The sequence below is a fragment of the Pengzhenrongella sp. genome, assembly GCF_036565025.1.
GTDB lineage: Bacteria > Actinomycetota > Actinomycetes > Actinomycetales > Cellulomonadaceae > Pengzhenrongella.
In genome coordinates this window covers 1-8,669 of sequence record NZ_DATCNW010000353.1, presented here as the reverse complement: position 1 = coordinate 8,669, position 8,669 = coordinate 1, and the positions used below count along the sequence as shown (strand labels likewise).

Sequence of the window (8,669 nt, the reverse complement as noted above, 5' to 3'; positions counted from 1 at the left end):
CCCGCAACGTCCGAGCGTTGACGTCCTATAGGACGTCAACGCTCGGACGTTGCGGGATTTCTGGTCGCGTCGGCGTACTTCCGCGGGGCGACTCGCGCGGGCGCGGGTGTCGGGCTCCGTGGGCCTGACCTTCTAGGCTTCCCCTCGTGCACCTCAAGACGCTCACCCTTCGCGGGTTCAAGTCGTTCGCCTCGGCGACGACGCTGAACTTCGAGCCCGGGGTGACCTGCGTCGTCGGGCCGAACGGTTCGGGCAAGTCCAACGTCGTCGACGCGCTCGCGTGGGTGATGGGGGAGCAGGGCGCCAAGTCGCTGCGCGGTGGCAAGATGGAGGACGTCATCTTCGCCGGCACCGCCGGCCGCCCCCCGCTCGGCCGGGCCGAGGTGTCGCTCACCATCGACAACGTCGACGGCGCCCTGCCGATCGAGTACTCCGAGGTCACGATCTCGCGGACGCTGTTCCGCAACGGCGGCTCGGAGTACGCGATCAACGGGTCCTCCTGCCGGCTGCTGGACATCCAGGACCTGCTCTCCGACTCGGGCCTCGGCCGCGAGATGCACGTCATCGTCGGCCAGGGCCAGTTGGACGCGGTGCTGCGCGCGACCCCGGAGGAGCGTCGCGGCTTCATCGAAGAGGCCGCCGGCGTGCTCAAGCACCGCAAGCGCAAGGAGAAGGCGCTCCGCAAGCTCGACGCGATGCAGGCGAACCTGACCCGACTGGGCGACCTCACCGGCGAGATCCGCCGCCAGCTCGGTCCGCTCGGCAAGCAGGCCGAGGTCGCCCGGCGCGCCCAGCTCGTCCAGGCCGACTTCCGCGACGCGCGGGCCCGCCTGCTCGCCGACGACCTCGCCCAGCTCGGCTCGACCCTCGAGCAGGAGATCGCCGACGAGTCGGCCGTGCGCGCGCAGCGGACCGAGGTGGAGGGCGCCCTGGACGCCGCCCGCGGGCGGCTCGCAGCCCTCGAGCTGGTCGCAGCGCAAGCTGCACCCAAACTGTCCGAGGCGAGCGACGTCTGGTACCGGCTGTCCGCGCTGCGCGAGCGGCTCCGCGGCACGTCCACCCTCGCCTCCGAGCGCCTGCGGCTGCTCGGGTCGTCCGCGGCCCAGGTAGAGCGCGGCAGCGACCCGAACGACCTCGACGCGCAGGCCGAGCGGGTCCGCGCCGCGGAGGCCGAGCTGGCCGCGGAGGTCGGGCTCGCCCGGGACGCGCTCGCGGCCGCCGTCGCCGAGCGCGCCGACGCGGAGACCGCCTCGAGCGACGCCGAGCGTGCTCTCGCGACGTCGATGCGCGGCGCCGCCGATCGCCGCGAGGGCCTCGCCCGCCTCGCCGGCAAGGTCGGCGCCAAGCGCAGCCGCGTCGAGGCGACCGAGAGCGAGCTCGGCCGGCTGCGCCAGACGCTCGCCGAGGCCGAGCAGCGAGGTACCCGCGCCACGACGGATTTCGCCGCGCTCGAGACGCAGGTGGCGGGCGTCGAGGAGGGCGAGGAGGGACTGGACTCCGATCACGAGGCGGCCGCGTTCGCCGTCGAGCAGGCCGCCGAGCGGGTCGTCGCCCTGCGCGAGGACCTCGCCGCGGCGGACCGGGACCGCGCCGCCTCGACCGCCCGGATCGAGACCCTCGAGCTCAGCCTGACCCGCAAGGACGGCGCCGGGGCGCTGCTGTCCGCGGACGACCTCGCCGGCACGCTCGGTTCGGTCGCCGCACTGCTCAGCGTCACCGCGGGCAACGAGGATGCCATCGCGGCCGCGCTCGGCTCCGCGGCCGACGCCGTCGCGGTCGAGTCGGTCGACGCCGCGGTGGACGCGATCCGCTGGCTGCGCACCGACGACGCCGGGCGGGTGAGCCTGCTGATCGGGAAAGGTCAGGAGCTCCCGCGCATCGAACCCGAACCGCCCGCCGGGGCGCAGCGCGCCGCCGACCTCGTGCACGCTCCGGGCAGCGTGCGGGACGCGGTGCACGCGCTGCTCGCGGGCGTCGTCGTGGTGGACGACCTCGCGGCGGCCCGCGTGATCGTCGCGGCCCACCCGGAGCTCGTCGTCGCGACGCGCGGGGGAGACCTCCTCGGGAGCGTCCGCGCGTCCGGCGGGTCGGCGACCGCCCCGAACGTGCTGCACCTGCAGGCCGCGCTCGAGGCGGCCCGGGCGACCCTGGCCGATGCCACGGCCCGTGGTGAGCGGGCCCGCTTCGAGCTCGCGACGGCGGCGCAGGCCGAGACCGAGGCGCGCGAGACCTACGAGGCCACGCTCGACCGGCTCAACCAGTCCGATGCCGCGCTCGCCGCCGTCGCCGAGCAGCTCGGCCAGCTCGGTGCGACGGCCCGCGCCGCACGGGCCGAGGCCGAACGCGTGCAGGCCTCGCTGGGCGCGGCCGCCGCGGCGCTCGCCGGCGACCAGGCCGAGCTCGTCGACCTCTCGGCCCGGTACTCCGCCGCGGAGACCGAGCCCGCCGAGACCGAGGCTGCCATCGAGGCGGGCACCGGCGAGCGCGACCGTCTCGCCGGGCTCGCGACCGCCGCCCGCGGCCGCGAGACCGACGCGCGCCTGTCGCTGCGCACCGGCGAGGAGCGCACGCGGGCGCTCGCCGGTCGCGCCGAGGCGCTCGAACGCGCAGCCAGGACCGAGCGCGCCGCGCGGGTCCGCGCCGCCGAGCGCGAGCGCGTCCGCGCGCACCAGGCGCACCTCGCCGAGGCCGTGCGGAGCGGGGCCCAGCAGGCGCTCGCCGCGCTCGAGGTGTCGCTGCACCGCGCGGGCGAGGAGCGGGCGGCCGCCGAGGCCGCGCGCACCGAGCGCGACGTCGAGCTCGGTGCGTTGCGCACCGCGGTGGACGAGCTCGCGCGCCGGCTCTCCGCGCTCACGGACGTCGCGCACCGCGACGAGGTGGCGCGGGCGCAGCAGCTGTTGCGCATCGAGCAGCTCGAGACGCGCGCCGTGGAGGAGCTCGGGCTGGACCCCGCGGTGCTGCTGGAGGACTTCGGTCCGCATCGCCCCGTCCCGGTGCTCACGCCGCCGCCGGCCCGGGCTCAAGGCCGGGCGAAGCGCGGGGCCGGGCCGGCTCGAGGGCCGGCCGCCGAGGCTCCGTCGGCGGACCCCGCCGAGACGCGCGAGACGGACGAGACGCGCGAGACCGGCGAGGCGCGCGGGACCGGCGAGGCACGCGAGACGGACGATCCCGGCGAGACCGACGAACCGCGCGAGGTGCCCTACGTGCGCGAAGAGCAGGAGAAGCGGCTGCGCGCCGCGGAACGAGCCCTGGCGATGCTCGGGCGCGTCAACCCGCTGGCCCTGGAGGAGTTCGCCGCGCTCGAGGAGCGGCACAAGTTCCTCACCGACCAGCTCGCGGACCTGAAGAAGTCCCGGGCCGACCTCCTGGAGATCGTCCGGGAGATCGACGAGCGCGTCGAGCAGGTGTTCGCGGACGCCTATCGCGACACCGCTGCCCAGTTCGAGCTCGTCTTCCCCCGGCTGTTCCCGGGCGGTGAGGGGCGCCTGGTGCTGACCGAGCCGGACCAGATGCTCACCACGGGCATCGAGGTCGAGGCGCGCCCGGCGGGCAAGAAGGTCAAGCGGCTCTCGCTGCTCTCCGGTGGGGAGCGGTCGCTGACGGCGGTCGCGCTGCTGGTGGCGATCTTCAAGGCGCGCCCGAGCCCGTTCTACGTGATGGACGAGGTCGAGGCCGCCCTCGACGACGCGAACCTCGGCCGGCTCCTGACCCTGTTCGCGGAGCTCCAGCAGGACAGCCAGCTGATCGTGGTCACCCACCAGAAGCGCACGATGGAGATCGCCGACGCGCTGTACGGCGTGACCATGCGGGGCGACGGTGTGACCACCGTCATCAGCCAGCGCATGCGGGAGGACACGCGGGTGTGACAAACGTCACGGCGCCCACCCGTAACCCCGCGTCCGACCCGCGCTGTTTGTCGCACGCGCTCTGTGAAGGTTTGGTGCCGATCGACAACGTCACCGAGCGTGCGTCGTCGAACCCCCGCCGCCGCCCGGGATACTAGTGCCATGGTGATCTTCCTCTGGACGTTCTTCGCACTCGGCGCGGCCGCTCTCGTCATGGTGGCGACCGGCCTGATGAGCGGTCGGACCATCGGGGTGAAAAGCGTCAAGCGTGACGTGCGTGCCGGCCTGGAGGAGTTCCGAGCGCACGGCAAGGGGCTCGCGGCAGCGGGCGCCGACGCCCAGCCGGTCAACGCCACGTTCGACGAGTTCTTCGCCGGCGCCCAGGTCGACGAGGACCCGTACCTGCGGGTGGACGACCTCACCGACACGTTGGCCAAGACCCGCGATCTCGCGAGCCGCGGCGTCGACCTCGCGAGCCGGGGCGTCGACCTCGCTACCCGCGGTGTCGCCCTCGTCCGGCGCTGAAGACGCCCGCCGACTGCCGCCGTCGCCCGACCGGGTCCTGACACACTGACCCGGTGAACGAACACCTCGACGTACTCCTGGCCGTCGGCCTGCCCACGCTCGCCGCCCTGGGCACCGCGGTCACCCTCCTCGTCCGGCGTCGCGGCGGCGCCCCGACCCTGCCCCCCGAGGCGCGGCCCCCCGCCGACGGCGCGCCCCCGACCGTCGTGCCTGCTCCGTCCGGCGACCTCCTGACGGAGGCGCCCGAGCTCACCGTGCCCGACGCCGCCCGGCCCGAGGCACCCGCGCTCGAGGTCCCCGAACCCGTCGGCGGGCGGCTGACCCGCCTGCGCGGCCGGCTCGCCCGGTCGGGCTCCCCGCTCGGCGTCCGGCTGCTCGCGGTGCTGTCCCGCGACCACCTGTCCGAGGACGACTGGGACGAGCTCGAGGAGACCCTGCTGCTCGCCGACGTCGGCGCCGGCCCCACCACCGAGCTCATCGAGGCCCTGCGCACGCGCGTCCGGGTCGAGGGTGTCAAGGAGCCGGCCGCCGTGCGCGCCCTGCTCCGGGAGCGGCTGATCGCCCTCGTCGACCCCTCGCTCGACCGGTCCCTGGCCACCTCGCCCGTCCTCGGCGACGACGGCGCACCGCGCCCCGCCGTCGTGCTGGTCGTCGGCGTGAACGGCACCGGCAAGACGACCACGGTGGGCAAGCTCGCGCGCGTCCTGGTGGCCGAGGGGCGCACGGTCGTGCTCGGCGCGGCCGACACGTTCCGTGCCGCCGCGGCCGACCAGCTGGCCACCTGGGGAGCGCGCGTCGGCGTGCCGACCGTCCGCTCGGACCGTGAGGGCGCCGACCCGGCCGCGGTCGCGTTCGACGCGGTGCGCAGCGGCCGGGACACCGGGGCCGACGTCGTGCTGGTGGACACCGCGGGGCGCCTGCAGAACAAGGCGGGCCTGATGGACGAGCTGGGCAAGATCACCCGGGTCATCACCAAGGAAGCCCCGCTCAGCGAGGTCCTGCTGGTGCTCGATGCGACCACCGGCCAGAACGGGCTCAACCAGGCGCGGGTGTTCGCCGAGGTCGCGGGCGTCACGGGCATCGTGCTGACCAAGCTCGACGGCACCGCGAAGGGCGGGATCGTGGTCGCGGTGCAGCGCGAGCTGGGCGTCCCGGTCAAGCTCATCGGGCTCGGCGAGGGCCCCGACGACCTCGCCCCGTTCGACCCCGCGGACTTCGTGGACGGCCTGCTCGGGGACTAGGCCGGCAGGGTAGCCCTGACAGCCGGTCAGGCCTCCGCGGTTTCGAGGTTGCCGGCGAGGTAGGTCAGCGCTGCGGCGGCGTCCTCGCCCTCGCCGTGAGGTCTGCGAAGGTCGCTGGTGTAGTTCGCGACATCGGCGAGCACCCACCACCGCCGATACAGGGCGATGCCGGCGGGCGTGACGGTACGGCCGGTCGTCCGGGTATACCCGGCCAGCAGCTCGTCGTCGACGCCGACCGGATCAGCACCGATCATGGTGGTGAACGCGGTGGTCAGCATCCACAGGTCGCGTTCCGGCGGGGCAAGCTGCACGGTTGTCCAGTCGACGAGCCGGAGACCACCGGGGGTCCGGATGACGTTGCCCGGATGTGGCTCTCCGTGGGTGATGACCCAGCCCGGTGCCGTCTCACGGACGACGTCGACGAGCCTGTCGAAGTCCACCAGCCATCGCCGGACACGTGCCTGGTGGCGGACCAGCAGCTTGCGGGCCGGCTCGGCGTGCGGCCCGCCGGCCCACGGACCGTGCAGGTCGAGCAGTGCCTCGTGCAGCCGGTCGCGGCCGGGAAGCCGAAGGTCGGCCCGCGGGGCGATGTGCGCGACCCCCGCCGTGGCCCGATGCAGGTCGGCGAGCACGGCCACCATCTCGGCCAGGTCCTCGCTCCGGTGTGGTCCAAACGTGCCGGCCGCGCCGTCGACCATCGGGAACACCGACAGGGCGTACCTCGGGGTGATCGGCCGCAGCACCGCGCCATCCGTGGCGGGAATGGGAGCCACGATGAATTCGAGCCCGGTATCGCGGCGCAGGGTCAACGCGGTCGTGAAGGACCGCCGCAGGTCGTTGAAGGCCTCCTGCGGTGAGGTTTCGAGAACGCTGAGGTCGTCGACCTTGACGAACCAGGAGATGCCGCTGCGATCGACGACGGACCAGTGGTAGCTCCCCGCGCCCACCGGCAGGTACTCGGTGGACTCGACCTGCATGGCCCAGCCCTCGAGCAGCGCGGCGGTCAGATCTTCCTCGTCCAACCCCGTCGGCCTATCCAGCATGAGACGGCATTCTGCCGCACCCGCCCACCCTCGACGGCGAGGCGGGGCTAGGCACGCACGCGGCGTTCTCACGGCGAAACGCCGGGTACGAAACGCAACGTTTACCTGGCGGCCCTCCTTGTCACCTTCCCGTAACACCACGGGCACCGCTAGGAAACCCCGCTCCCTGATGGTGGTGACGTCCCGGCCGAGCGGCCGGCGAGGAAGAGGCGATCCACATGGAATTTGCGCTGGATAAATTCACGCTGGACAGCGGGAACACAGCGTGGATGATGACGTCATCCGCGCTCGTGCTGCTGATGACGCCCGGACTTGCGTTCTTCTATGGCGGCATGGTGCGCGGCAAGTCCGTGCTCAACATGATGATGATGAGCTTCGGGGCCATGGGCGTCGTGGGGCTGGTCTGGGTCCTGTGGGGGTACTCGGGCGCCTTCGGCCCCGACCTCGGCGGCGGCCTGCTCGGCAATCCGTTCCAGTGGTTCGGCCTGAACGGCCTCGACGACTCGCAGAGCCTGATGCTCGCGGCGGGCGTCCCCTCCCTGGTCGCCGTGGCGTTCCAGGCGACGTTCGCCATCATCACGGTGGCGCTCATCAGCGGTTCGATCGCCGACCGCACCAAGTTCAGCGCCTGGATGATCTTCGCGGGCATCTGGGTCACCGTCGTGTACCTGCCGGTCGCGCACTGGGTGTGGAGCGGCGTCGGGCTGCTCGGCCCGACCGGGATCACCAGCGGCCTGTCGACGCCGATCGACTTCGCCGGTGGCACCGTCGTGCACATCAACGCCGGTATCGCGGGTCTCGCGCTCGCGCTCATCATCGGCAAGCGCCGCGGCTTCGGCAAGGAGGCCATGCGGCCGCACAACCTCCCGTTCGTGATGCTCGGCGCCGCGCTGCTGTGGTTCGGCTGGTTCGGCTTCAACGCCGGCTCGGAGTTCGCCGCGGACGGCACCGCCGGTCGCGCCTGGATGAACACGATGGTCGCGACCTGCGTCGCGATGCTGACCTGGCTGCTCACCGAGCGGTTCCGGGACGGTCGCGCGACGTCGCTCGGCGCCGCGTCCGGCGTCGTGGCGGGTCTGGTCGCGATCACCCCGGCGGCCGCCGCCGTCGACACCTTCGGCGCGATCGCGCTCGGCGGGGTCGCGGGCGTGCTGTGTGCGCTCGCCGTCGGACTCAAGTACAAGTACGGCTACGACGACTCGCTCGACGTCGTGGGCGTCCACCTCGTCGGTGGCCTGACCGGCACCATCCTGATCGGGTTCTTCGCGACCGACAAGAACTCCGCCTTCCTTCCGGACGGCGCGTCGCTCGGCCTGTTCTACGGTGGGGGCGTGACGCAGATCGCCACGCAGACCATCACCGCGCTCGTCGTCCTCGTGTACTCCTTCGTCGTGACCGCGATCATCGCGCTGATCATCAAGGCGACGATCGGCTTCCGCATCACGGACGAGCACGAGGTGACGGGCATCGACCTGACGACGCACGGCGAGACTGCTTACGAAGCCCTGGGTGCCCGCGTTTCTTCGGAGGTGAAGTCATGACCAAGCTCGTGACCGGAGTGATCCAGCCGCATCGGCTGGACGATGTGAAGTCCGCGCTCGAGGCGGCCGGAGTGCGTGGCATGACCGTGAGCGAGGCGAGCGGCTACGGCCGGCAGCGCGGCCACACCGAGGTCTACCGCGGCGCGGAGTACACCGTCGACCTGGTCCCGAAGGTTCGCATCGAGGTGCTCGTCGGTGACGAGGACGCGGCCACCGTGACCCAGGTGATCGTGAAGGCGGCACAGACCGGCAAGATCGGCGACGGCAAGGTCTGGGTCGTGCCGGTCGAGGACGTCGCCCGGGTCCGCACCGGCGAGCACGGCGCGGAGGCGCTGTAGGGATGACCGGTCAGCGGCCGCCGGAAGGCGACGCGAGCGAGCACCAACCCCTGGAGGTCCCGCATCCCCCGTTCGGGGTGCGGGACCTCCGCGGCGAACGGCTCGCGCTCGCCACGGCACTGAGCGGCCCCGGAAC

6 protein-coding genes are annotated in these 8,669 nt (G+C 73.1%); 5 read left to right on the top strand and 1 reads right to left on the bottom strand.

The annotated features are described in order from the left end of the window. Positions 1-146 precede the first annotated feature (146 nt). The 3 genes from smc to ftsY all read left to right on the top strand — a co-directional run bounded on the left by smc (position 147) and on the right by ftsY (position 5,611). Complete coding sequence (gene smc, locus VIM26_RS20065) at positions 147-3,866, top strand: chromosome segregation protein SMC (RefSeq protein WP_331954533.1); 3,720 nt, start codon at positions 147-149, stop codon at positions 3,864-3,866. 141 nt (positions 3,867-4,007) lie between these two features. Then, positions 4,008-4,370 (top strand): hypothetical protein, encoded by a 363-nt coding sequence (locus VIM26_RS20060; RefSeq protein WP_331954531.1) that lies wholly within the window; start codon positions 4,008-4,010, stop codon positions 4,368-4,370. A 53-nt stretch (positions 4,371-4,423) separates the two neighbouring features. Next, on the top strand, positions 4,424-5,611 hold the full coding sequence (gene ftsY / locus VIM26_RS20055; protein WP_331954530.1) for a signal recognition particle-docking protein FtsY: 1,188 nt from the start codon (positions 4,424-4,426) through the stop codon (positions 5,609-5,611). A 26-nt stretch (positions 5,612-5,637) separates the two neighbouring features. Here ftsY and VIM26_RS20050 read toward each other — a convergent pair whose 3' ends face one another. Further along, a complete protein-coding gene (locus VIM26_RS20050) occupies positions 5,638-6,633 on the bottom strand; it encodes a phosphotransferase (protein ID WP_331954529.1) in 996 nt (331 codons plus the stop codon). 239 nt (positions 6,634-6,872) lie between these two features. Between VIM26_RS20050 and VIM26_RS20045 the strand changes: the two genes are divergently transcribed. Continuing rightward, complete coding sequence (locus VIM26_RS20045; RefSeq protein WP_331954527.1) at positions 6,873-8,195, top strand: ammonium transporter; 1,323 nt, start codon at positions 6,873-6,875, stop codon at positions 8,193-8,195. Beyond that, entirely contained in the window at positions 8,192-8,533 is a 342-nt protein-coding gene (locus VIM26_RS20040) for a P-II family nitrogen regulator (RefSeq protein ID WP_331954525.1), read from the top strand. Before VIM26_RS20045 ends, VIM26_RS20040 begins: the two co-directional genes overlap by 4 nt. Positions 8,534-8,669: the final 136 nt, after the last annotated feature.

What these genes read in the sequence shown, in the direction of transcription:
- VIM26_RS20060 (WP_331954531.1), top strand. Translation starts at nt 4,008, where the DNA reads ATGGTGATCTTCCTCTGGACGTTCTTCGCACTCGGCGCGGCCGCTCTC.
- VIM26_RS20045 (WP_331954527.1), top strand. Translation starts at nt 6,873, where the DNA reads ATGGAATTTGCGCTGGATAAATTCACGCTGGACAGCGGGAACACAGCG.
- VIM26_RS20040 (WP_331954525.1), top strand. Translation starts at nt 8,192, where the DNA reads ATGACCAAGCTCGTGACCGGAGTGATCCAGCCGCATCGGCTGGACGAT.